This window comes from Pseudomonas sp. SORGH_AS_0199, from assembly GCF_031453735.1.
Taxonomy (GTDB): domain Bacteria; phylum Pseudomonadota; class Gammaproteobacteria; order Pseudomonadales; family Pseudomonadaceae; genus Chryseomonas; species Chryseomonas aestiva.
The window spans coordinates 4,387,261-4,409,624 of record NZ_JAVJAE010000001.1; the positions used below are offsets into that span (position 1 = coordinate 4,387,261).

The window sequence follows — 22,364 nt, forward strand, 5'->3', positions numbered from 1 at the left end:
TGCGCCTAGAAATCCACCCGCCCGCGACTGGCCTTGAGGCCGCTGCGGCGCGACTTGCCTTCCAGGCGGCGCTGCTTGGAGCCGTAGGTGGGCTTGGTCGGACGCCGCGGCTTTTCCTGGACATTGGCCGTGGCGATCAGCGTGGCCAGGCGTTCCAGGGCGTCGGCGCGATTCTGCTCCTGGGTACGGTATTGCTGGGCCTTGATCACCACCACGCCGTCGCGGCTGATGCGCCCGTCGCGCAGCGCCAGCAGGCGCTCCTTGAGCGCTTCCGGCAGCGAAGACGCCTGGATGTCGAATCTCAGGTGGACGGCGCTGGAAACCTTGTTGACGTTCTGCCCACCCGCACCCTGGGCGCGAACCGCGGTGAGCTGGATTTCCTGCTCGGGCAGCGTCAGACGCTCGTCGATGACCAGACTCACGCCAGGTGCGCGCCGCGGCTGAGCCAGGCGTCCAGCAGCGGTTCCAGTTCGTCCAGCGGCTGGTAGCCGTTGGTGACCAGCGCCAGCTGACCATCACGCTCGGCCAGCAGCGTGGGGAAGCCGGCGATACCCAGATTCAGCGCCCAGTCGAAGTCGGCCTGGGTCGCCTGGTGTGCCGGCTCGCCGTCGAACAGCGGCGCGAATTCGATGCGCGGCAGGCCACAGGCTTCGGCCAGTTCCACCAGCAGCGCCGGCTGGGTGACGTCGCGGGCTTCGACATAGAAGGCCCGCTGGATACGCTTGGCCAGTGGCCAGACCGCCTCTTCGTCGAGCTGGCGAGCGGCGACCAGGGCGCGGCAGGCCGGCTCGGTGTCGTACACCAGGCCTTCCGGCGGCCCTTGGTCCAGGGCGAAGGGCTGGCCGGTGGTCTCCTGCACCGCCTGCCAGTAGGCCAGGGTGCGCACCCGGCTGGCGGTACCCTGGGCCACCCGCTCGCGACGCAGGCCGCCCACCACCAGGTGCAGCGGAATGCCCTGGGCGGCCGCCCGCTCGGCCAGGCGCTCGACCACCGGCGCGAAGCCCCAGCACCAGGAGCACATGGGGTCCATCACATAGAGCAGGCGATCGGGCATCCTAGACCTCCTCGGGGCTGGGCATGGCGTTCAGCCGCGGATCGCGGCCGATGGGATGGGGTTCGTTGCGCAGGCGCGCCAGCTCGATCTGCTTCTGCCGCTCGCGGGCGCCGGCGCGGGTCTTTTCCGACAGCGAATCCCAGCAGTGCGGGCAGCTGATGCCGGGGCTGTAATGCGCTGACTGCATGTCTTCCGGCGAGACCGGCGTGCGGCAGGCATGGCACTGGTCGTAGACCCCTTCGGCGAGGTCATGGGTCACGGTCACCCGGTTGTCGAAGACAAAGCACTCGCCTTCCCAGCGCGACTCCGCTGCCGGCACCTCTTCGAGGTACTTGAGGATGCCGCCCTTGAGGTGGAAAACCTCGGGAAAGCCTTCCTGCAGCATGAAGCTCGACGCCTTCTCGCAGCGGATGCCGCCGGTGCAGAACATGGCGACCTTCCTGTGCCGGGCCGGATCGAAGTGCTCGCGGATATAGGCCGGGAAATCGCGAAAGCTCTTGGTCTGGGGATCGATGGCACCCTTGAAGCTGCCGATGCCCACCTCGTAGTCGTTGCGGGTGTCGATCACCAGCACCTCGGGATCGTCCACCAGGGCGTTCCAGTCCCGGGGTTCGACATAGGTACCCACGCGGCGGTTGGGATCGACGCCGGGTACGCCCAGGGTGACGATCTCCTTCTTCAGCTTGACCTTGGTGCGATAGAAGGGCTGCTCGGTGCAGTAGGATTCCTTGTGGTCGATGTCCACCAGGCGCGCATCTGCGCGCAGCCAGGCGAGCACGGCGTCGATACCTTCGCGGCTGCCGGAGACGGTGCCGTTGATGCCTTCCTCGGCCAGCAGCAGGGTGCCCCTGACGTCATGCGCCAGCAGGGTTTGCAGGAGGGGTTCACGCAATTGGACGTAGTCGTCCAGGGTGACGAACTTGTATAAGGCCGCCACGACAATCTTGTCGGTCATCTTCGGGTTCCCAGGGGTCGCCCTCGCAAAGGGCGGACCGGTTAGACGAAAACGCCGGCAAGTAAGCCGGCGCCGATCAAATTTTAACCAATACGGACTGCCGCTGAACAGGGCTCGCCGGGCTCAACCCGCCAGGTCGTGCGTGCTGCCGCCGCGGCAGGTGGGCGAATCCGGTGCCTGGCCCTGCGCCGCCCACTCTTCGGGGGTATAGGTGTGCAGCGCCAGGGCATGGAACTGGCCCATGAGTTCGCCCAGGGTGCCGTAGACCTTCTGGTGGCGCTTCACCGCGTTGAGGCCGGCGAAGTGTTCGCTGACCACCACCGCCTTGTAGTGGGTCTCCTGGCCGCGGCTGTGCATGTGGCTTTCGTCCAGCACCTCCAGGTGCTCGGGTTGCAACAGGCCCAGGCTGGACTGGATACGTTCGCGCATGCTCATGGGGATACCTCGACTGTGAGAAGCGTCATTCTAGCGAGCCTGGGCGCCGCCCGGAAACGACAAAGCCCGGAACGGGTCCGGGCCTTGTGGTAAGGCTGAATCAGCGCTTGGCGGGCGGGGGTGCGTTCTCGGCACCGGCCGGCGGCTTCACGCCCAGCTCCTTGTCCATCTCGGCGAGGATGCCGTTGACCTTGGGCACCGCCTGCTCCAGCTTGGCCTGGGTCAGCTGGGCGGACTGCGCCGACAGGCGCGGCAGGGTGGCGATCATCTTCTTGCCCAGATCGGACTGGTAGAACTTGATCAGGCCCTCCAGCTCGTCTTCGGTGAAGTTGTCGGTGTACAGCTTGACCATCTCGGGCTTGATCTTTTCCCAGCCGATGGTGCTGTCCAGCGCCTGGTTGGCGCGGGCGGTGTAGCTTTCCAGCACGGCTTTCTTGGCCGGCGACTTGGCCTGCTCGAAGTGCTGGGCGAAGAGCTGCTGGACCTGGGCGTAGACCGGCGTGGTCAGCTTGTCGGCGTTGGCCAGCTTGAGAAAGCGCTCCGCGTCGGCCGCGTGGCTCTTGGCGTCGGCCAGGGCGAAGCTGCTGGCGCTGGCGAGCACAACGACGGCGCCAAGCGTACGGAGGGTCTTCTTCATGGGCATCCTTCAGGAGGCTGAAAATGGACCGCGAGTGTGCCACAGAGCGGCTGAACCTGGCCTGAACTTATCGACGACGGTCGCGCATTTGAGAACACTTCCCATTTGGGAACCCTGGCGCTAACCTGCTGCCCAAGTTAGCTGGACCCACACCTTATAAGCGGAGACCGCCATGAGCCGTACCGAAACCGATAGCATCGGCCCCATCGAAGTAGCCGACGACGTCTACTGGGGCGCCCAGACCCAGAGGTCGCTGGAAAACTTCGCCATTGGCAATCAGCAGATGCCGCTGGCGGTGGTGCATGCCCTGGCGACGGTGAAGAAGGCGGCCGCGCGGGTCAACCTGCGTCTTGGCGAATTGCCGGAAGACGTCGCCACCTTGATCGAGAAGGCCAGCAGCGAGATCCTCGACGGCTTCCACGATGACCAGTTTCCGCTGGTGGTCTGGCAGACCGGCAGCGGCACCCAGAGCAACATGAACGTCAACGAGGTCATCGCCGGACGCAGCAACGAACTGGCCGGCAATGGCATGGGTGGCAAGCAGCCGGTCCATCCCAATGACCACGTCAATCGCGGCCAGAGCTCCAACGACTGCTTCCCCACCGCCATGCACATCGCCACCGCTCTGGCGGTGCAGAACGACCTGCTGCCGGCTATCGCCGAGCTGTCCGGCGGCCTAGCGCTGCAATCGGCGCGCTACCAGAACCTGGTCAAGACCGGCCGCACCCACATGATGGACGCCACCCCGGTGACCTTCGGCCAGGAGCTGTCGGCCTTCGTCGCCCAGCTGGACCTGGCCGAGCGCGCCATCCGCAACGCCCTGCCGGCGGTCCTGGAACTGGCCCAGGGCGGCACCGCAGTGGGCACCGGCCTGAACGCGCCCAAGGGCTTCGACGAAGCCATCGCCAAGGAAATCGCCGAACTCACCGGCCTGCCCTTCGTCACCGCGCCGAACAAGTTCGCCGCCCTCGCCGGCCATGAGCCGCTGGTGGCCCTGCACGGTGGTCTCAAGACCCTGGCCGTGGCGCTGATGAAGATAGCCAACGACCTGCGTCTGCTGGGTTCCGGTCCGCGCGCGGGCTTCGCCGAGGTAAAGCTGCCGGCCAACGAGCCGGGCAGTTCCATCATGCCGGGCAAGGTCAACCCGACCCAGTGCGAGGCGCTGTCGATGCTGGCCTGCCAGGTGATCGGCAATGACGTCACCGTCGGTTTCGCCGCCAGCCAAGGCCATCTGCAGCTCAATGTCTACAAGCCGGTGATTGCCCACAACGTGCTGGAATCCATCCGCCTGCTGGCCGATGGCAGTCGCAACTTCAACACCCATTGCGTCACCGGCATGGAGCCGGACGAGCACAAGATGGCCGAACACCTGGAACAGGGGCTGATGCTGGTGACGGCGCTCAATCCGCACATCGGCTACGACAAGGCCGCCGAGATCGCCAAGAAGGCCTACGGCGAGAACAAGACCCTGCGCGCCGCCGCGCTGGAGCTCGGCTATCTGACCAATGCGCAGTTCGACGAGTGGGTCCGTCCGGAAACCATGTTGGAAGCCGGTGGCCGTGGCTGAGGCTCGCGGCGCCACGCCGCTGGAGGGCGATGGCCGGCGCCTGCTGGTCATCCAGGGCAATCCCAAGCGCACCAGTTTCTGCCAGTCGCTGGCCGACGCCTATGTCCTAGGCGCCCAGGCCAGCGGTCAGGTGGTGCGTCAGCTGAAGCTGGCCGACGCCCAGTTCGATCCGGTGCTGCGCGAAGGCTATGACCTCTCCCAGACCCTGGAGCCGGATCTGCTGGAAGCCCAGCGGCAGATCCACTGGGCCGAGCACCTGGTATTCATCTACCCGGTGTGGTGGAACGGCCTGCCGGCGGTACTGGCGGGTTTTCTGGAGCGAGTGCTGCAACCGGGCTTCGCCTTCGCCCAGCGCGACCAGACTTGGGGCGGCGAGCCCCTGCTGACCGGCCGCAGCGCCGAGTTGCTGGTCACCTCCGACACCCCGCCCTCCCCCTGGCAGCGCCTGCGCAACCAGGCGCCCCATCGCCAGGGCATCCAGGAAGGCCTGGAAGCCTGCGGCATCCAGGTGCTGCAGGTCCACGAGTACTCGCCGGTGCGAGCGGCGGACGAGGAACAGCGGCTGCGCTGGTTGCAGGAAGTGGAGCGGTTGGGACGGAACGAATAGTCCACCTAAGGGCCTTGGTAGGTTGGGTTGAGCGCCAGCGAAGCCCAACAGCACTTCGACATTGGCCCTGTTGGGCTTCGACGATGGCGCCGTCTGAGCCCAACCTACGGGTCTACCGCGGCCAACCCCGACTCAAGCTCCGAGCATAACCAAAGCGCCTTTTATTCTTTCTCCTGCGGATCATCCATCGGCACTATCGGCTCTCCCTTTCGTCCGCGGAGCTCCGCCATGACCCGCTATCTCATCCTTCCTGGCTGGCAAGGTTCCGGCCCTGATCATTGGCAGACTCACTGGCAGCGCCTGCTGCCTGACGCCCATCGCGTCGAGCAGGACGACTGGCAGCGTCCCGATCCGCAGCTCTGGGTCGCCGCGCTCGACAGAGCCATCGCCCAAGCCAATGCGCCGGTGGTGCTGATCGCCCATAGCCTGGGCTGCGTGACCGTCGCGCGTTGGGCGGCCAGTGCCCCGGTGGCCCGTCGGCAGCGGGTGCTGGCGGCCTTGCTGGTGGCGCCGGCCGACGTCGAGCGCCCGGGTTGCCCGGCGGAGCTGGTGGGTTTCGCGCCCTTGCCACAGGAGCCGCTGCCCTTTCGTTCGCGGATAGTGACTTCGGACAACGATCACGCCATCAGTCTCGCCCGGGCCGAAGCCCTGGCACGCGACTGGGATAGCGACCTGGACATCCTCCCGGGTGCCGGCCATATCAACACCCGCTCCGGGCATCGGCAGTGGGAAGAAGGCCTGATCCACCTGGCGAAGCTGGGGTCGAGCCAGGGCCTGCACGTCGCCTGATCCCCGCTCTTCCGAATCTTTCATAACGCCCCGGTCCCAGGCGCTTCCCTGGCTCAGCCGGGGCGCTGGTGTGTCTGCCACGGGCAGCGGCTTGCCTTCTCGAGCCCAACATCTCAAGGCCAAAACAAAAAACCCGCCACCAGGGCGGGTTTCCTCACCACCAGGGCTGCATCACAGCTTGGCGATGGACACCTCGGTGGATTTGACGAAGGCGATCACCTCGCTGCCCACCACCAGTTCCAGCTCCTTGACCGAGCGGGTGGTGATGACGGAGGTGACGATGCCGGCGGCGGTCTGGACGTCGATCTCGGAAAGAACCGAGCCTTCGATGATTTCCTTGATGGTGCCCTTGAACTGGTTGCGAACGTTGATGGCCTTGATGGTCATGGCAGAACTCCTCGGATGAGCGATCAGTAGGCCCAACGCAGTTGCGTGGGCAGGGGTTGCACGATTTCGGGTAGATCGGGATTGAGCGGTTGCTGCAGCACCCGGGCCAGTACCTCGGCTTCCAGGCGCGCCAGTTGGGCATCGCCGGCGGCCCGGGGGCGCGCCAGGTTGACGTCGAGATCCAGACCGACATGGCCGTCTTCGATGAGCACCACGCGGTCGGCCAGGGCTACCGCCTCGCCTACGTCATGGGTCACCAGCAGCACGGTGAAGCCGTGGCGCTGCCAGAGGCCTTCGATGAGCTGCTGCATCTCGATCCGGGTCAGGGCATCCAGGGCGCCCAGCGGTTCGTCCAGCAGCAGCAGGCGCGGCTGGTGGATCAGGGCGCGGGCCAGGGCCACGCGCTGCTTCTGGCCGCCGGATAGTGCCGAGGGCCACTCCTGGGCGCGATCGGCCAGGCCGACCGCCGCCAGGGCTTCCAGGGCGCGCGGTTTCCAGTCGCCCCTGAGGCCCAGGCCGACGTTGTCGATGATGCGTTTCCAGGGCAGCAGGCGCGCATCCTGGAACATCAGCCGGGTGTCCTCGCGGTGCTCCGCCAGGGGTTCGTCCTGCCCCAGCAGGGTGCCGCCACTGGCGCGGTCAAGACCGGCCACCAGGCGCAGCAGGGTGCTCTTGCCGCAGCCACTGCGGCCCACCACGGCAACGAACTGGCTAGCCGGGATCTGCAGATCGATCCCGTGGAGCACGGTGCGCTCGCCAAAGGTCTTCACCACCTGTTGCAGCTTCAGGGCGATGCCCCGCGAGAGCGGCGGAACGGCTTGCAGACTGGTCATGCGTGGGCTCCCTTCTGATAGGCCGGGTGCCAGCGCAGCCAGGCACGTTCCAGGCCGCGGGCGGCGAGATCCGCCAGCTTGCCGAGGATGGCGTAGAGCAGGATGGCCAGCACCACGATGTCGGTTTGCAGGAATTCCCGGGCGTTCATCGCCAGGTAGCCGATGCCGGAGCTGGCGGAAATGGTCTCGGCGACGATCAGCGTCAGCCACATCAGGCCGAGGGCGAAGCGCACCCCCACCAGGATGGCCGGCAAGGCGCCCGGCAGCACCACGTGCCAGAACAGCCGCGCCCCGGAGAGGCCGTAGCTGCGGGCCATCTCCACCAGCGCCGGATCGACGTTGCGGATGCCGTGGTAGGTGTTGAGGTAGATGGGAAAGAACACCCCGAGGGCCACCAGGAACAACTTGGCCGACTCGTCGATGCCGAACCAGAGGATCACCAGCGGGATCAGCGCCAGGTGCGGCACGTTGCGCACCATCTGCAGGGTGCTGTCGAGCAGGCGCTCGCCCCATTTCGACAGCCCGGTGATGAAGCCCAGCGCCAGGCCGATGCTGCCGCCGATGGCGAAGCCGATGCCGGCGCGCCAGCCGCTGATGGCCAGGTGTTGCCAGAGCTCGCCGCTCTTGACCAGACTCCAGCCCGCTGCCAGCACCGCCGCCGGCGACGGCAGGATGCGACTGGACAGCAGGCCGCTGCTGACCGCCAGCTGCCAGGCGACGATCAGGGCCACCGGCACCACCCAGGGCGCCAGGCGCTGCAGTTGACGTTCGATCGTGCTGTTCATGCCTGCCTCCCTCAGCTCTGCGCCGCTTTCTGCGGCAGGATGTCGTTGGCCACCATCTCGCCGAAGGGACTCACGTAATTGGCGCCTTCGACCTGGGTCGGCCGCTTGACCGGCAGGTGCGGGAACAGCAGTTCGGCCACCCGATAGGATTCTTCGAGGTGCGGATAGCCGGAGAAGATGAAGGTGTCGATGCCGAGGGCGGCATATTCCTTGACCCGCGCGGCCACGGTGGGACCGTCGCCGACCAGCGCGGTCCCGGCACCGCCACGCACCAGGCCGACACCGGCCCAGAGGTTGGGCGCGATCTCCAGCTTGTCGCGACGGCCCCCGTGCAGGGCCGCCATGCGCTGCTGGCCGACGGAATCGAAGCGGGCGAAGGCGGCCTGGGCCTTTTCGATGGTGGCGTCGTCCAGATTGGCGATCAGCCGGTCGGCGGCCCGCCAGGCCTCTTCATTGGTCTCGCGGACGATCACGTGCAGGCGGATGCCGAAGCGCACCGTGCGGCCCTGGGCCGCGGCCTTGGCCCTGACCGCCTCGATCTTCTCGCGCACCGCGTCCAGGGGCTCGCCCCAGGTCAGGTAGAGCTCCACCTGCTCGGCGGCGAGGTCCTGGGCGGCATCGGAGGAGCCGCCGAAGTACAGCGGCGGGCGCGGTTGCTGCAGCGGCGGATAGAGCAGCTTGGCGCCCTTCACCTGGATGTGCTTGCCGTCGTAGTCCACCGTCTCGCCTTCCAGCACGCGACGCCAGATGCGGGTGAATTCCACCGAGGCTTCGTATCTTTCGCTGTGGGACAGGTGCAGGCCGTCACCGGCCAGTTCGTCCGGATCGCCGCCGGTGACCAGGTTGAACAGCGCCCGGCCGCCGGAGAGGCGATCCAGGGTGGCCGCCTGCCGCGCTGCCACGGTGGGCGAGATGATCCCGGGGCGCAGGGCTACCAGGAACTTGAGTTTCTGGGTGACCGGGATCAGCGAGGCGGCCACCAGCCAGGAATCCTCGCAACTGCGGCCGGTGGGGATCAGCACCCCGCCGAAGCCCAGGCGGTCGGCAGCCTGGGCGACCTGGCTCAGGTAGCCGTGGTCGACGGCGCGGGCGCCTTCGGCGGTACCCAGGTAGCGGCCATCGCCGTGGGTCGGCAGGAACCAGAAGATATCGAGACTCATGGGGCTTTCTCCAGCAGGCGAAATCAGGGTTTGGCGGCAGCGGTCTGCAGACTGGCGGGCGGGGTCCACACCACGTCACGGATGACCAGCGGCTTGGGAATCAACTTGAGGGCGGTGAAGGCGTCGGCGATCTTCTGCTGCTGCGCGGCGACCTCGGGACTGATGAAGCGGGCGCCATAGCCCTGGCGCCTGACCACCCGCTCGGCGGTGTCCAGCGGCAGGTTCAGCAGCGGCGCCACCTGGGCGGCGACCTGGTCCGGGTGGGCCTTGGCCCACTCGCCCACCGAGCGCACCTCGTCGACGATGGCGCCGACCTGCTCGGGATGAGCCTTGGCGAAGCTGCGGGTAGCCAGATAGAACTGGTGGTTGTCGGCCAGGCCGGTGGCATCGGTCAGGGTGCGCGCCTGCAGTTGCGTCTCGGCAGCGGCCTGGTAGGGATCCCAGATCACCCAGGCGTCCACCGCGCCGCGCTCGAAGGCGGCCCGGGCATCGGCGGGCGGCAGATAGACCGGCTGGATGTCGCGGTAGGGAATGCCGGCCTTGGCCAGCGCCTGAACCAGCAGGTAATGGACGTTGGAGCCCTTGTTCAGGGCGATCTTCTTGCCCTTGAGATCGGCCAGCGACCGGATCGGCGAATCCTTGGGCACCAGGATGGCTTCGCTGGTGGGCGCCGGCGGCTCGTGGGCCACATAGACCAGATCGGCGCCGGCGGCCTGGGCGAACACCGGTGGCGTCTCCCCCGTCACGCCAAAGTCGATGCTGCCGACGTTGAGGCCTTCCAGCAGCTGCGGGCCACCGGGGAATTCGGTCCATTGCACCTTGACGCCGTCCTTGGCCAGGCGCTGCTCCAGGGTGCCGCGGGCCTTGAGGGTGATCAGGGTGCCGTACTTCTGGTAGCCGATGCGCACCGTCTCTTCCGCCTGGGCCAGGCCGGCGGCCAGGGTCAGCAGGGAAACGGCGAGCAGCGAGCGCGAGAAGGAGAACTGCATGACTAAGGCTCCTGGTCAGATGCCCCAGCGCGCCTGGCCGATGCGATCGGCCAGCAGCTCGGGGGTCAGGGGTTGGGGACGCCGCACCAAGGCCGCGTGAAATTGTTCGAGGGATTCGTGCAGGCGCTGCTCCAGCGCCGGGGTCAGGGCGACCCCGGTCTCGGTGTAGCTGACCTGGCTGTCGTCGGCGAAGACGCCGTTGAGGATTTCCTGGGCCTTGAGCGCCGAGAGCACCGGCTTCAGCGCGTAGTCGATGGCCAGGAGATGACCGCTGGAGCCGGCGGTGGCCAGGGGCAGCACCACCTTGAGTGCCAAGGCGCGTTCGGGCAGCAGGTCCAGCAGCGTCTTGAGGGCGCCGGCCAGGGAGGCCTTGTAGACCGGGGTGGCGATCACCAGGCCATCGGCGGCCTGCAGCTGGGCGATCAGTTCCACCACTGGCGGGCTGTCGAAACGGGCGCCGATGAGGTCGGCGGCGGGAAAGTCCTGGATGCGCCAGCGGGACAGTTCCACGCCGCGCCCCTGCAGCCAGTTCGCTGCCAGATCCAGCACGCCGCTGGAGCGCGAGCGCGCTGCCGGACTGCCTGCCAAAGTCACCACCTGCATCGCCGTCTCCTGGAGAAAAAAGAGCGGTATCGCGCCGCTCGAAAAAGGAATGAGCGGACCTTAGCAGCGGGTGTTTATTCCCTAAAAATACCCTTTCGGCACTTGGTTATAACCAGAAAAACAAAACCCCGGCTTGAGCCGGGGTCGGGTTGTCGCAGGAAATTTCAGCGATTGGGCTGGGGCGTCAGGCGCAGATAGGGTTTCACCGCGGTGTAGCCCTTGGGGAAACGCCGCTTGAGTTCTTCCTCGTCCTTGAGCGACGGCACGATGACCACGTCGTCGCCATCCTTCCAGTTGCCCGGGGTCGCCACCTTGTGGTTGTCGGTGAGCTGCAGGGAATCGATCACCCGCAGGATCTCGTCGAAGTTGCGCCCGGTGCTGGCCGGATAGGTGATCGACAGCCGCACCTTCTTCTGCGGATCGATGATGAACAGTGAACGCACGGTGAGGGTGTCGTTGGCGTTGGGGTGAATCATGTCGTAGAGGGTCGAGACGCTGCGATCGGCGTCGGCCAGGATCGGAAAGCCCACGGCGGTGGCCTGGGTTTCCTCGATGTCCTTGATCCAGCCCTGGTGCGATTCCAGACCGTCCACCGAGAGGGCGATCACCTTGACGTCGCGCTTGGCGAATTCGTCCTTGAGCTTGGCGGTGAGGCCCAGTTCGGTGGTGCAGACCGGGGTGAAGTCGGCCGGATGGGAGAACAGTACGCCCCAGCTGTCGCCCAGCCACTCGTGGAAGCGGATGCGACCCAGGCTGGAATCCTGTTCGAAATCGGGGGCGATGTCGCCCAGACGGATGGTCATTGGCAGTTCTCCTGATGCAGGTAGGGATAGCGGCACTATGCCGCCCACCAGAGCGGGCGGGAAAGATCGGATCACGCTGTGGTTATAACGCGAAAGCCGACCCCTCTTGGGCCATCCCCCGGTCGCGACGCCACGTGCCGCGTGATCATCCTCACAATTCCGTCGCGCTTTTTCCACCCGGGCGCAGCGCCCGCTAGGGTGCTACACCTAAGGAAGATCGACGGACCGCAATTCGGCCGAGCGGGGCAACCCGCAGCGCTCGCCATGGTCTGTTGGCAAGACGAGGAGGAGATTCTCATGTTCGGCAAACGCAATGACGACCCTGGTGCCACCACCCATTTCCGTAGCGAGCGCGTCAGCGTGGTCAACGGCCAGTTCTTCTTCACCACCCGCGAAGGCACCCTGGAAGGCCCCTTCTTCAGCCGCGAGGAAGCCCTCAACCAGATCGATCGCTATGTCGAACGGCTGCAAACCTCTCAGGGCCTGATGCGCCAATCCGTCAGCAACGTCTGACCGCCTGCGCTCGATCCTTTAGACTGCGCGCCCTGAATGCCAGGCCGCGCCGCTCATGACCGACTTCCAGCACGCCCAGCTCGACTGGGACGCCTCCGGGCAACCGCTCTCCCGCACCTATGGCGATGTCTACTTTTCCCGTGCCAGCGGCCTGGAAGAGACGCGCTACGTCTTCCTGCAGCAGAATCGCCTGTCCGAACGCTTCACCGCGCTGGCCGCGGGAGAGGTCTTCACCATAGGCGAGACGGGCTTCGGCACCGGCCTCAACTTCCTCTGTGCCTGGCAACTCTTCGCCGCCTTGGCTCCAAAGGAAGCACGCCTGCATTTCGTCAGCGTCGAGCGCTTTCCACTGACCGCCGCCGATCTCGCCCAGGCACTGACCCTCTGGCCGGAACTCGCCCCCTACAGCGCGGCGCTGCAGCGGCAGTACCAGGCCATCCATCCGGGCTTCCAGCGCCTGATCCTGGACGACGGGCGCGTCACCCTGACCCTGCTGGTCGGCGATGTGCTGGAGCGCCTGCCCGAACTGGATGCCCGGTGCGACGCCTGGTTCCTGGACGGCTTCGCCCCGGCCAAGAATCCCGAGATGTGGACGCCCGCGCTGTTCGCCGAACTGGCGCGGCTGTCCCACGCCGGCACCACCCTGGCGACCTTCACCTGTGCCGGCTTCGTCCGCCGTGGCCTCAACGAGGCCGGTTTCGCCATGGCCAAGGTGCCCGGCTTCGGCCACAAGCGGGAAATGCTGGCCGGCGCGCTGGAACGCCCGGTCACTCCTGCCGCCGTACCCTGGTATGCCCGCCCACCGCGCCCCCGGGGCCCGCGCACGGCGCTGGTCATAGGCACCGGCCTGGCCGGTTGCGCCACCGCCGCCAGTCTCGCGCGCCGCGGCTGGCAGGTCCGGGTCGTCGAGCGCCACGGGGCGCCCGCCCAGGAAGCCTCCGGCAATCCCCAGGGGGTGCTCTATCTCAAGCTGTCGGCCCATGACACCCCGCTCAGTCGGCTGATCCTCGACGGCTTCGGCCTGACCCTGCGCGAGCTCCAGGCACTGCCTCCGGGTGCCGCCTGGTCACCCTGTGGAGTGCTGCAACTGGCGCTGACGGACAAGGACGCCCAGCGGCAGGCGCAATTGGCGGCGCACTTCCCCGCCGATCTGCTGCAACCGCTGGATAGGGAAGCCGCCAGCAACAGGGCCGGCATCGCTCTGACAGCGGGTGGCCTGTTTTTTCCGGAAGGGGGCTGGGTGCATCCGCCCGCCCTGTGCGCGCACTGGCTGACCCATCCGAACATCGAGCTGGTCACCCATACCGAGGTGACCGCTCTGCAACAAACCGAGCATGGCTGGCAGGCCCGCACCCAGGGTGAGTCACTGGTGGCGACGGTGGTCGTGGTGGCCAGCGCCGCCCAGGCCAGGACGCTGCTGCCTGAGCTGCCGCTCAAGGCGATTCGTGGACAGTTGTCCGCGCTGCCGGAAACCCCGGACAGCCAGGCGCTGGCGACCGTGGTCTGCGGCGAAGGCTATCTTGCTCCGGCGCGGGAGAGTCGGCATTGCCTGGGCGCCAGCTTCGTCTTCGACCGGGACGACACCGAACCCAGCCAGGCGGAACACCAGAGCAATCTGCAGCTGCTCGCCGAGCTGTCGCCCGAGCTGGCCGCCAGCTACCAGGCCGAGGCACTGGACGGTCGGGTGGCCTTTCGCTGCACCTCGCCGGACTATCTGCCCCTGGTCGGGCCGGTCGCGGATGAAGTCGCCTTCGCCCAGCAGTATCAGGCGCTAGCCTACGACGCCCGCCAGGTACCCGAGCAGGCGGCGCCCTGGCGTACGGGACTCTATGTGAATCTGGCGCACGGCTCGCGTGGCCTGGTCACCACCCCGCTGGCCGCCGAACTGCTGGCGGCCTGGCTGGAAGACGAACCCCTGCCGGTGGCCCGACGGGTGGCCGAAGCCTGCCACCCCACTCGCTTTCCCCTGCGCCGGCTGATCCGCGGCGGCTAGATGATCGCCAGCGGCGTCTTGCTTTGCGGCGGCGGAAAGGCACCGTCGAGCAGCGCGAAGTCTTCTTCGCTCAGGCGCAGATCCAAGGCCCGCGCATTCTCTTCGAGATGTCCGGCATCGCCCGCCTTGGGAATGGCGATCACGCCCGGCTGACGCAGCACCCAGGCCAGGGCGATCTGCGCCGGGGTGGCCTGATGCCGCTCGGCCAGGGTTGCCAAGGTGGGGTGCCGCAAGAGATCGCCGCCCTGCCCCAGCGGACAATAGGCCATCACCGGCATCTGCTGACGCTGGCTCCAGGGCAGCAGGTCATGCTCGATGCCGCGCTGTTCCAGGTTGTAGAGCACCTGGTTGGCGCTGCAGCGATTATCGTTCAATTCGAGCATGTCGCTGGTGTCGAGATTGGACACGCCCCAGTGGCGGATCTTGCCTTCGTCGCGCAGCTTCTCCAGCGCCATGACCGTCTCGATCAGCGGCACCTGGCCGCGCCAGTGCAGCAGATAGAGGTCGATGACATCGGTGCCCAGGCGCTTCAGGCTGCGTTCGCAGGCCAGAGGCACCCCGGCTTCGGTGGCATTCTTCGGATAGAACTTGCTCACCAGGAACACCTCGTCCCGCCGACCGGCGATGGCTTCGCCAACCAGTTCCTCGGCGCGGCCTTCGCCATACATCTCGGCGGTGTCGATCAGGGTGAGCCCCAGGTCCAGGCCCTGACGCAGGGCGCTGACCTCCTGGCGATGCAGGTCGGCGTTCTCGCCCATGCGCCAGGTTCCCTGGCCCAGCGCCGGAACGGTAGTGCCATCGGGCAAACGAACGGTTTGAGCGGTATTCATGGACGCATCCTTCTCTTGGGGTGTGGACGTTGGAACGCCAGCGCGACGCCGATTCTCCCGGTCATCCGCCAAACGGCAGCCAACGCCTCCCCACAGGCCCTGCGACCTGACGTCGCACTGGTAAAGTACGCCTATAAGGATTCCAAGAATAACCACCAGGACCTGCCATGAAACCGTCGATCCTGGGCCTTTGCGCCCTGCTCTCTGCTGCCCTGCCCATGACCTCCAGCTACGCTGATGTCATTACTCTGAGGTTTTCCCATGTGGTGGCACCGGAGACCCCCAAGGGCAAGGGTGCTCAGCTGTTCCAGCAACTGGTGGCGCAGCGCCTCGCCGGGCAGGTCCAGCTGGAGGTGATGCCCAGCGGCACGGCCTTCACCGACGCCAACGAACTCCAGGCGCTGCAGGACGGCAAGGTCGACATCCTGGCGCCGGCGATCAGCAAGCTCACCGAACTCAGTCCCAAGCTCAAGCTGTTCGACCTGCCCTTCCTGTTCGAGAGTCGCGCGGCCCTCGATCACTTCCAGGCCCGCCCCAGTGGTCGCCAGCTGCTGCACAGTCTGGAGCCGGCCGGCATCATCGGCCTGGCCTACTGGCCCAACGGCCTCAAGCAGCTGGCGGCGCGCAAACCCTTGCGCGAACCCGGCGATGCCAGGGGGCTGGTATTCCGCATCCAGAATTCCGACGTCCTGCAGAGCCAATTCGAGGCCCTCGGCGCCACGGCGGTCAGGCTGCCCTTCAACCAGACCCTGCAGGCGCTCACCACGGGCACCGTCAATGCCACCGAGAACACCTGGTCCAACTACTGGAGTCAGCGCCTCGATCAGCAGCAGCGCTATTTCACCGAAAGCAATCACGGCGCCCTGGACTACATGCTGATCGTCAAGGCGGATCGCTGGCGCACCCTGCCCTTCGCCGTACGCAGCACCCTGGAGGAAATCATCGACCAGGTGACCTTCGAGGTGAAGAAGCAATCCGAGGCGGAAAATCAGCGCGATCGCGCGCGCATCGCCGCCGCGGGCGGCAGCGAGATCATCACCCTCACCCCCGAGCAGCGGACCCGCTGGCGCGAGGCCATGCGCCCGGTGTGGCAACGCTACGAAGGCGAGCTCGGCGCCTCCCTGCTCAAGGCTGCCGAGACCTCGAACTAGAAGCGCTGTTGCGGCGGTACGGCCCAGCGGCGCAATGGCAGATTGCCCGGCTCGCGACACTGCAGATCGCGAAAGGGCCCCGCGACCCTGACCCAGCCCGCGCCCGGCGGCGTCTGGGTACAGAACTCCTGGCCATCCGTGTTGCTGCGCCAGCGCCAGTAGGCCGCCGGCTCGGCGAAGGCGTGGGTACCCACCAGTCCCAGCAGGAAGATCACCAGGGTCCTGCCGGCGGTTCGCTGGAACCTCTCGCGCGATAAGCATGTCGGTTTAAGGGTAGTCCCCTCGAATTCGCACAGGATCTTCGCCATGCCGCTGTCCGTCTTGCGTAGCAAACCCACCCTCCTCGCCCTGGCCCTGGTTGGCGCCGGCCTCGCCCTGACCGGCTGCGCCCGCGATCCGGAAAAACGTTCGCTGGGTGCCGAAGCGGTCAGCAATGCCAAGAGCATGGCGCGTACCGATGCCGACATGCAGAAGGTGCTCGACAGGTACGCCAGCTTCGATCCCAAGGCCGTGGAAAAACTCACCGCCCAGCAGGCCCGCAAGCAGCCTACCATCGCCGATGCGGTCAAGGGCGTCCTGCAGGACGAAGGTCGTCCCACCCAGCCCGAAGCCCTGGTGCCCGGCGTGACCAGCGTCGACCGCGCCGTCGACGGCGCCGCCGGTGTGCTGCCGGCCCGTATCTACACCCCCGAAGGCCAGGGTCCCTTCCCGGTCATCCTGTATTTCCATGGCGGCGGCTGGGTGTTCGCCGATCGCAACGTCTACGACGCTGGCGCCCGCGGTCTGGCCAAGCAGGCCAATGCCATCGTGGTGTCGGTGGACTATCGCCAGGCGCCCGAATACAAGTTTCCCGCCGCCCATGACGACGCCCTGGCGGCCTATCGCTGGGTGACTACCCATGCCGCCTCGCTGAATGGCGATCCGCAGCGCCTGGCCCTGGCCGGCGAAAGCGCCGGGGGCAACCTGGCGGTGGCGACCGCCGTGGCGGCGCGCAAGGCTGGTCTCACCGCGCCCAAGCACGTGCTGTCGGTCTATCCGGTGGCCCAGACCAACACCCATACCCAGTCCTATGAACAGTATGACGACGCCAAGCCGCTCAACCGGCCGATGATGCTGTGGTTTGTCGAGCAGGTGACCCGTACGCCCGCCGACCTCAAGGATCCACGCCTGGATCTGACCCGGGCCGACCTCGCCGGCCTGCCGCCGGTAACCATCGTCAATGCCGAGATCGATCCCCTGCGGGATGACGGTGGCTTCCTGGAAACCGCCCTGCGCCAGGCCGGCGTGCAGGTGGAGCGCAAGGTCTATCCGGGCGTTACCCACGAGTTCTTTGGCACCGCTGCCGTGGTGCAGAAGGCCAAGGACGCCCAGGCCTACGCCGGCAGCCGGCTCAAGGCCGACCTGGGCAAGTAACGGCGGCTCGCTCGTCCTGACCATCGCCGGCCCCGTGCCGGCGGTGTGCATTCAGTCAGGAAATAATAGCGGCCCTGCTTCGCGCATGAAGATCTCACAGGTCTTGGGCCCGACCCCTTTCAGCCGCTGTAGACGCGCCTCGAAATCCGCACGGTCCGAACTGGCGTCGCGCAATCTCACGAAGCTGCCGCCATACTCCTCCTGTAGATGGAGACAGACGTCCAGCAGACGCGTGGCCGTGCTCTCGTCATAACGCCGGTAATGCCCTTCGCCGAGATAGCCGACCAATTGCCGCCAGCTCAGATTGAGCAGCTTGCGCGGCGTGTCGCGACCATAGGTGCGATAGAGCACCGTCCAGGCCTGGGCGGCGATACCCTGGGAGATGCGTTTGCCGAACAGGTAGCTCGCCAGGAACCAGCCAAACAGCGCCGATTCGTCGTCCACCTCCAGCGTCAGGCCGAGATCGGCCGCCGAAGTCGTCTTGCTCAAGCCGTATCCCTCGCGTAGGCGTCTTGCCTAGGAAGGCTCTCCACCGCCTGGGGTTCGACATCGGCGACGGCCGGCAGACTACTGGCGTATCACCTGGCCGCGCTGTGGGGCCAGGCGTGCCAGCAGGGCATTCTGCGCCCGCTCCGGAACGTCCTCACGCTGCATGGCCAGTTGCAGGTCTTCCACCAGGGCATTGAAGTCGGCGGGTTGCAGATTCAGACCGCGATGACTTTCGGCCATGCTCGCCCCTTCATAGCGGCAGGGACCGCCCGCATCGACGCAGAATTTCTGGATGAGCAGACTGCGCAGTCGCGCGATATCGACGTTGGCGAAGTAGTGCCGGATCCGCCCGTCACGCGCCACATTGAGCAGCATCCCCTCGACGATCCGGGTGATGCCGGGCTGGCCACCCAGCTCCTGATAGAGCCGATCACCCGTCGGCGGCTGAGGCGTGCACCCCAGCATCAGCAGCAGCGCCGCCAGTACCAGCGTTTTCCCCTGCATCAGTAGCTCCCCTGCAGCGACAGATAGAGACCCTGCTGATCGTCCAGGGTGGCGATCTCGCCCAGCCAGGCATAGGCCAGCACCAGCGACAGGTGCTTGTTGGGGAAGTAACCGACGAAGGTATCCACCCAGTCGCTCTCCCGGGTGAAGGACAGATTCTGCGGCTTCTCGCGATACTCCATGCCTACCGCCCAGCGCGGATTGAAGAACACCGCGGCCGAGCCTTCCTTGAGCCACTGACGGCTGTCGTTGCGGTCACCACCGAAGCCCAGCAGCCCCATCTCGTTGGCGCGGCTGTACCTGAGACCGACGTTGAGCAAGAGGTTGTAGCCGAAGGCACCGCCCAGCAACAGCCGACTGGCGCCCAGGTAGCCCTCGACATCGCTGTCGCGCCGCGCGCCCACGGCAGCGGGAATGCCGAAATCCCGTTGATGCTTGTATTGCACCCCCACGGCTAGCTGCGGCAGCCGGTCGTAAATCAGATCGCCCGCCAGGCGCACCTTGGCGCCGACGATGTCCTGGCTGAGGCTGTCTTCCTCAAGCTTCATCAAGCGGCGCAGGGTCGGCATGTCCAGGCGCTGGCGGGCATAGGACACTTCCACCCGATTGTCGTAGGCCACCGCCACGCCGGCCGCATCGAGCCGGTAGTCACCGGTCCACACCCGGGTGGCAAAGGCCGTGGCGCCGGGCTGGCCGCTTTCGCCATAGCCACCGATCACCGCCCAGGGCGTGATACCGCCGCCCGCCGCGCCTTCCAGACTGCTGGCGCCGCCGGTGGCCAGCAGCTTGCCGCCGTCGGCCTGGGCAGCGGTTGCCAGCAGCAGGCCAGCCAGCAGCCAGCCGTGCTTCATGACAACGCCTCCAGCACCGGCTGGCTCTGCCGCTCCATCCAGGCCTCGAATTCCGCGGCCGGCACCGGGCGGCTGATGTAGTAACCCTGGATCACATCGCAGCCCCAACTGCGCAACAGCGCCAGGGCCCGGGCTTCCTCGACCCCCTCGGCGACCACTTCCAGGCCCAGGTTGTGGCCCATCTCGATGGTCGAGCGGACGATGACGGCGTCATCGTTGCCCGGCGCCAGTTCCTTCACGAAGGACTGGTCGATCTTCAATTCGTCCACCGGCAGCCGCTTCAGGTGCGCCAGGGAGGCATGCCCGGTACCGTAGTCGTCCACCGACAGCCGGATGCCCAGCACGGACAGCTGCGTCAGCAGCGCGATGGCCGCCTCGGGATCGTCCATGATGGCGCTCTCGGTAATCTCGAAGGTCAGCTGCCGCGCCGAGACGCCGGCGTCATCGAGCCAGCCCATGACGCGCTCGGGCAAGCGGGCATCGGCCAGGTCGACCGCCGAAACGTTCACCGATACCTTTACCTCGCGATCCTGGGTCTGCCAGAGCGCCAGCTGCCGGATAGTCGCCTGGATTACCCAGCGGGTGAGTCCGGCCATGCTGCCACTGTGCTCGGCCAGGGGAATGAATTCACCCGGCGAGACCATGCCCAGCTCGGCATGGCGCCAGCGCAGCAGCACCTCGGCCTGGTGCGGCCCATTGCCCTGCAGGGCCACCTTGGGTTGGAACACCAGCATCAATTCACCCCGTTCGCCCGCCAGCGGCAGGTCGTGGACCAGTTGCAGACGCCGCTGCTGGGCCGCATCCCGACCTTCATCATAGACCCGGAGGCGATCCGGCACCTGGCCGGCATCGAGCATGGCACTGCGCGCGCGCTCGATCAGCAGGGTCGGATCATCGCCATGGCGGGGATACTCGACGACGCCGATCCGGCAACTCAGCCGAAACAGCTGGCCTTCCCATTCGATGGGTTCGGCCAGTGACAGGCGCAGTTGCTCGGCCAGACCCACCGCGCCTTCCAGGCCGACGCGACAGAACTGCACGAGAAATTCGTCGCCTACCGGGCGCGACACGCAGCCGCGCCCGGCCAGCAGCACCTGGGCCCGCTCGGCCACCATCCGGAGGATGCGATCACCCCCGGCGACCCCGGCGCTTTCGTTGATCGCCTGGAAGCCATCCAGCCCCAGGTACAGCAGCGACACCTGGGACTGGGTGGCGATAAAGACCCGCAGTCGCTCCTCGGCCAGGATGCGATTGGGCAGACCGGTCAGGGCGTCATGCAGGGCATTGTGGTTGAGCCGCTGCTCGCGCTCGGCGATCCCCTGGCGCATCTCTTCGAGCACCTGTGCCAGCCGGCCGAATTCGTCACGGCGCTGGACCTCCACCTTGACCCCATAATCTCCCTGACCGATGCGCCATGACATCACCGACAGCTGCCGCAGCGGCTGGGCCAGGTTGCGCGCAAGCCAGAGCGCACCTAGCAAGGCCGCCAGCAGGGCACCGCCGGCGATCAGCGCCAGTTGCCTGAGCAGGGGTTCGAACTCGGCCATGGCCACGTCGAGCGAACGCAGCAGATAGACCTGTACCGGATGATCGGCGGTCCCGAGGGTCAGCCGCTTGACCTGATAGAGCCGGCCGCCCAGGGTCAGCTGCCAGATGTCGCTGCCCTGGGGTGAAGTCGCCAGCTCATGCAGCAGCAGCCGTCCCTCCTGCTCCGGCAGGGTACTGGCCATCAGCGCGGCTTCGCCGAGAAACACCACGTCCAGATTGATCAGCGAGCGAAACTCCTCGGCCATGGTCTGATCCATGGCGAAACTCATCACCACCTGGGCGATGGGCACAGGGGCACGGACCGGCACCGTGACCCGCAACTGCGGCAGGCCGGTACCGGCCAGCACGCAACTGCCGTCATTGCCCGACGCCATGGCAACGGGCAGACGCTCGCCTTCGCTATGCGCCGCCACGGTGCTGGCGATCAGCCGGCCGTCCAGATCCAGCAGGTAGGTATCGCCCGCGCCCACCCGGGCGCCGTGGTTGGCCAGCACCGACCTCAGCGTCGGCACATCGCCACTGGCCACGGCGTCGCGAAAGCCGAAATCGGCGGCGAGCACTCGCACGGCATCGTTCAGCCGGCGGCAGCGGCCGTCCAGCACCTGGCGGAATACCCGCGCCCCGGTGTCGAGCTGGTCATAGGACTGGCGCACGGCACTGGCCTCGGTGGCAGCCTTGACCGTCAGATAGACCAGGGTGATGACCACCAGCATCAGCAGGAAGAGGCTACCGGCGATGCGGGTCTGGAAACTATGGATGAGCTTCATCGTGCGTGGCCTTGTGGAAGGCATCCTCGAAAGCCGAGCTCGCCGGTTCCGCAGGCTGCGGCTTCGGCTGGACCGCCAGCTGGAGTTTCAGGGTCACCGGCTTGCCCGCCACGTCCAGCGCAGGCTGGGCAACCTCCTGCTTGTCGCTGAGGTCGGGATGCCAGAGCGCCAGCTGATAATGACCGTCCGGCGCCTCCAGTCGGGCGCGACCCTGACTGTCGGTCACCGCGGAGCGCCCGGCGGTGGTCACGTAGACGTAACCCACCATCCAGTCATGGATGTTGCAGCCCACCACCACCACGCCGGGCTGGTCGAACACCACCGGTGTGCTGGGAAGCCCGTGGTAGAGCGGCAGTTCGAAGCGCTTGGGACTGGAAAAGGAATACACCTGATGGCGAATGTCATCGGTATTGGGAAAGCTCACCGCCGTCCCGGTGGCCACCGCCAGGACATGGGGGACGAATCGCCGATTCTGCTGATCAATGGCCGCGGGCTGCCGCTCGGGCACCAGGCCCTGGCCCGACAGCATCACCACGGCATCGGCCAGGGGCGCCCCCTGACCATCGACCACCTGCACCGCGACCTCGGCCGCTTGCGCAGCTCCCAGGCCCAAAGCCAACCATCCCGCTACCAACCAATGCTTATTCACCCGCTGCTCTCCACCACGCGCCCTGGGAAACTCTCGCCGGCTTCGCGGCGTG

The 22,364-nt window shown here is 66.7% G+C and carries 26 protein-coding genes; 7 read left to right on the forward strand and 19 right to left on the reverse strand.

Translation table 11 applies throughout. The features are described from left to right. Positions 1-5 precede the first annotated feature (5 nt). From arfB to QE444_RS20550, 5 genes are all read right to left on the reverse strand, one after another. Complete coding sequence (gene arfB, locus QE444_RS20530; protein ID WP_133862845.1) at positions 6-416, reverse strand: alternative ribosome rescue aminoacyl-tRNA hydrolase ArfB; 411 nt, start codon at positions 414-416, stop codon at positions 6-8. A 2-nt stretch (positions 417-418) separates the two neighbouring features. Beyond that, positions 419-1,054, reverse strand: a complete 636-nt coding sequence (locus QE444_RS20535) for a DsbA family protein (protein WP_309741412.1) — start codon at positions 1,052-1,054, stop codon at positions 419-421. A gap of 1 nt (position 1,055) precedes the next feature. Further along, a complete protein-coding gene (locus QE444_RS20540) occupies positions 1,056-2,009 on the reverse strand; it encodes a rhodanese-related sulfurtransferase (protein WP_309741414.1) in 954 nt (317 codons plus the stop codon). Between the two features lie 123 nt (positions 2,010-2,132). Beyond that, complete coding sequence (locus QE444_RS20545) at positions 2,133-2,444, reverse strand: BolA family transcriptional regulator (protein ID WP_282283092.1); 312 nt, start codon at positions 2,442-2,444, stop codon at positions 2,133-2,135. A 100-nt stretch (positions 2,445-2,544) separates the two neighbouring features. After that, positions 2,545-3,081 carry a DUF2059 domain-containing protein gene (locus tag QE444_RS20550; protein WP_133862822.1) on the reverse strand — a complete coding sequence of 179 codons (537 nt, stop codon included), beginning with the start codon at positions 3,079-3,081 and terminating at the stop codon, positions 2,545-2,547. Positions 3,082-3,253: 172 nt separating this feature from the next. Between QE444_RS20550 and QE444_RS20555 the strand changes: the two genes are divergently transcribed. The 3 genes from QE444_RS20555 (at position 3,254) to QE444_RS20565 (ending at position 6,044) form a co-directional block, all read left to right on the forward strand. Continuing rightward, a complete protein-coding gene (locus QE444_RS20555) occupies positions 3,254-4,648 on the forward strand; it encodes a class II fumarate hydratase (protein WP_187980129.1) in 1,395 nt (464 codons plus the stop codon). Then, positions 4,635-5,255, forward strand: a complete 621-nt coding sequence (locus QE444_RS20560; protein ID WP_133862824.1) for an NAD(P)H-dependent oxidoreductase — start codon at positions 4,635-4,637, stop codon at positions 5,253-5,255. Before QE444_RS20555 ends, QE444_RS20560 begins: the two co-directional genes overlap by 14 nt. A gap of 228 nt (positions 5,256-5,483) precedes the next feature. Further along, positions 5,484-6,044, forward strand: coding sequence for an alpha/beta hydrolase (locus QE444_RS20565; protein ID WP_285388383.1), 561 nt, complete (start codon positions 5,484-5,486; stop codon positions 6,042-6,044). A gap of 171 nt (positions 6,045-6,215) precedes the next feature. On the opposite strand, the gene QE444_RS20570 is transcribed toward QE444_RS20565, so the two are convergent. The 7 genes from QE444_RS20570 to QE444_RS20600 all read right to left on the reverse strand — a co-directional run bounded on the left by QE444_RS20570 (position 6,216) and on the right by QE444_RS20600 (position 11,604). Then, entirely contained in the window at positions 6,216-6,431 is a 216-nt protein-coding gene (locus QE444_RS20570; protein WP_010795839.1) for a molybdopterin-binding protein, read from the reverse strand. A 23-nt stretch (positions 6,432-6,454) separates the two neighbouring features. Further along, the gene (ssuB, locus tag QE444_RS20575) at positions 6,455-7,264 is read right to left on the reverse strand and encodes an aliphatic sulfonates ABC transporter ATP-binding protein (RefSeq protein WP_273862968.1); all 810 of its coding nucleotides are present in this window, start codon (positions 7,262-7,264) and stop codon (positions 6,455-6,457) included. Beyond that, positions 7,261-8,049, reverse strand: a complete 789-nt coding sequence (gene ssuC / locus QE444_RS20580) for an aliphatic sulfonate ABC transporter permease SsuC (RefSeq protein WP_133862827.1) — start codon at positions 8,047-8,049, stop codon at positions 7,261-7,263. Before ssuC ends, ssuB begins: the two co-directional genes overlap by 4 nt. 11 nt (positions 8,050-8,060) lie before the next feature. Next, a complete protein-coding gene (ssuD, locus tag QE444_RS20585; protein WP_273862969.1) occupies positions 8,061-9,209 on the reverse strand; it encodes an FMNH2-dependent alkanesulfonate monooxygenase in 1,149 nt (382 codons plus the stop codon). Between the two features lie 23 nt (positions 9,210-9,232). Next, positions 9,233-10,198, reverse strand: a complete 966-nt coding sequence (locus QE444_RS20590) for a sulfonate ABC transporter substrate-binding protein (protein ID WP_273862970.1) — start codon at positions 10,196-10,198, stop codon at positions 9,233-9,235. A 15-nt stretch (positions 10,199-10,213) separates the two neighbouring features. Continuing rightward, positions 10,214-10,801, reverse strand: coding sequence for an NADPH-dependent FMN reductase (gene ssuE, locus QE444_RS20595; RefSeq protein WP_208692342.1), 588 nt, complete (start codon positions 10,799-10,801; stop codon positions 10,214-10,216). A gap of 164 nt (positions 10,802-10,965) precedes the next feature. Next, positions 10,966-11,604 carry a peroxiredoxin gene (locus tag QE444_RS20600; protein ID WP_059315912.1) on the reverse strand — a complete coding sequence of 213 codons (639 nt, stop codon included), beginning with the start codon at positions 11,602-11,604 and terminating at the stop codon, positions 10,966-10,968. Positions 11,605-11,901: 297 nt separating this feature from the next. On the opposite strand from QE444_RS20600, the gene QE444_RS20605 reads away from it, so the two are divergent. Then, a complete protein-coding gene (locus QE444_RS20605; protein WP_133862831.1) occupies positions 11,902-12,117 on the forward strand; it encodes a DUF6316 family protein in 216 nt (71 codons plus the stop codon). 55 nt (positions 12,118-12,172) lie between these two features. Further along, positions 12,173-14,110, forward strand: coding sequence for a bifunctional tRNA (5-methylaminomethyl-2-thiouridine)(34)-methyltransferase MnmD/FAD-dependent 5-carboxymethylaminomethyl-2-thiouridine(34) oxidoreductase MnmC (gene mnmC, locus QE444_RS20610; protein WP_309741434.1), 1,938 nt, complete (start codon positions 12,173-12,175; stop codon positions 14,108-14,110). Here the strand turns inward: mnmC and QE444_RS20615 are convergent. Continuing rightward, a complete protein-coding gene (locus QE444_RS20615; RefSeq protein WP_309741436.1) occupies positions 14,107-14,940 on the reverse strand; it encodes an aldo/keto reductase in 834 nt (277 codons plus the stop codon). The genes mnmC and QE444_RS20615 overlap by 4 nt on opposite strands. A gap of 167 nt (positions 14,941-15,107) precedes the next feature. Here QE444_RS20615 and QE444_RS20620 point away from each other — a divergent pair, with 167 nt between their 5' ends. Continuing rightward, complete coding sequence (locus QE444_RS20620) at positions 15,108-16,091, forward strand: DctP family TRAP transporter solute-binding subunit (protein WP_273862972.1); 984 nt, start codon at positions 15,108-15,110, stop codon at positions 16,089-16,091. Here the strand turns inward: QE444_RS20620 and QE444_RS20625 are convergent. Continuing rightward, on the reverse strand, positions 16,088-16,306 hold the full coding sequence (locus tag QE444_RS20625; RefSeq protein ID WP_187980135.1) for a hypothetical protein: 219 nt from the start codon (positions 16,304-16,306) through the stop codon (positions 16,088-16,090). The genes QE444_RS20620 and QE444_RS20625 overlap by 4 nt on opposite strands. A gap of 91 nt (positions 16,307-16,397) precedes the next feature. On the opposite strand from QE444_RS20625, the gene QE444_RS20630 reads away from it, so the two are divergent. Further along, positions 16,398-17,504 (forward strand): alpha/beta hydrolase, encoded by a 1,107-nt coding sequence (locus tag QE444_RS20630; protein WP_187980136.1) that lies wholly within the window; start codon positions 16,398-16,400, stop codon positions 17,502-17,504. Between the two features lie 51 nt (positions 17,505-17,555). On the opposite strand, the gene QE444_RS20635 is transcribed toward QE444_RS20630, so the two are convergent. The 5 genes from QE444_RS20635 to QE444_RS20655 all read right to left on the reverse strand — a co-directional run bounded on the left by QE444_RS20635 (position 17,556) and on the right by QE444_RS20655 (position 22,276). After that, positions 17,556-17,993, reverse strand: coding sequence for a DNA methylase (locus tag QE444_RS20635; protein WP_187980137.1), 438 nt, complete (start codon positions 17,991-17,993; stop codon positions 17,556-17,558). Positions 17,994-18,071: 78 nt separating this feature from the next. Next, on the reverse strand, positions 18,072-18,497 hold the full coding sequence (locus QE444_RS20640) for a group 1 truncated hemoglobin (protein ID WP_187980138.1): 426 nt from the start codon (positions 18,495-18,497) through the stop codon (positions 18,072-18,074). Continuing rightward, positions 18,497-19,348, reverse strand: coding sequence for a DUF3034 family protein (locus QE444_RS20645; protein ID WP_187980139.1), 852 nt, complete (start codon positions 19,346-19,348; stop codon positions 18,497-18,499). The genes QE444_RS20640 and QE444_RS20645 overlap by 1 nt, the downstream gene beginning before the upstream one ends. Continuing rightward, positions 19,345-21,663: a bifunctional diguanylate cyclase/phosphodiesterase gene (locus tag QE444_RS20650; protein WP_273862977.1), complete on the reverse strand. Its 2,319-nt coding sequence runs from the start codon at positions 21,661-21,663 to the stop codon at positions 19,345-19,347. Before QE444_RS20650 ends, QE444_RS20645 begins: the two co-directional genes overlap by 4 nt. Further along, the gene (locus QE444_RS20655; RefSeq protein WP_133862847.1) at positions 21,647-22,276 is read right to left on the reverse strand and encodes a methylamine utilization protein; all 630 of its coding nucleotides are present in this window, start codon (positions 22,274-22,276) and stop codon (positions 21,647-21,649) included. Before QE444_RS20655 ends, QE444_RS20650 begins: the two co-directional genes overlap by 17 nt. Positions 22,277-22,364: the final 88 nt, after the last annotated feature.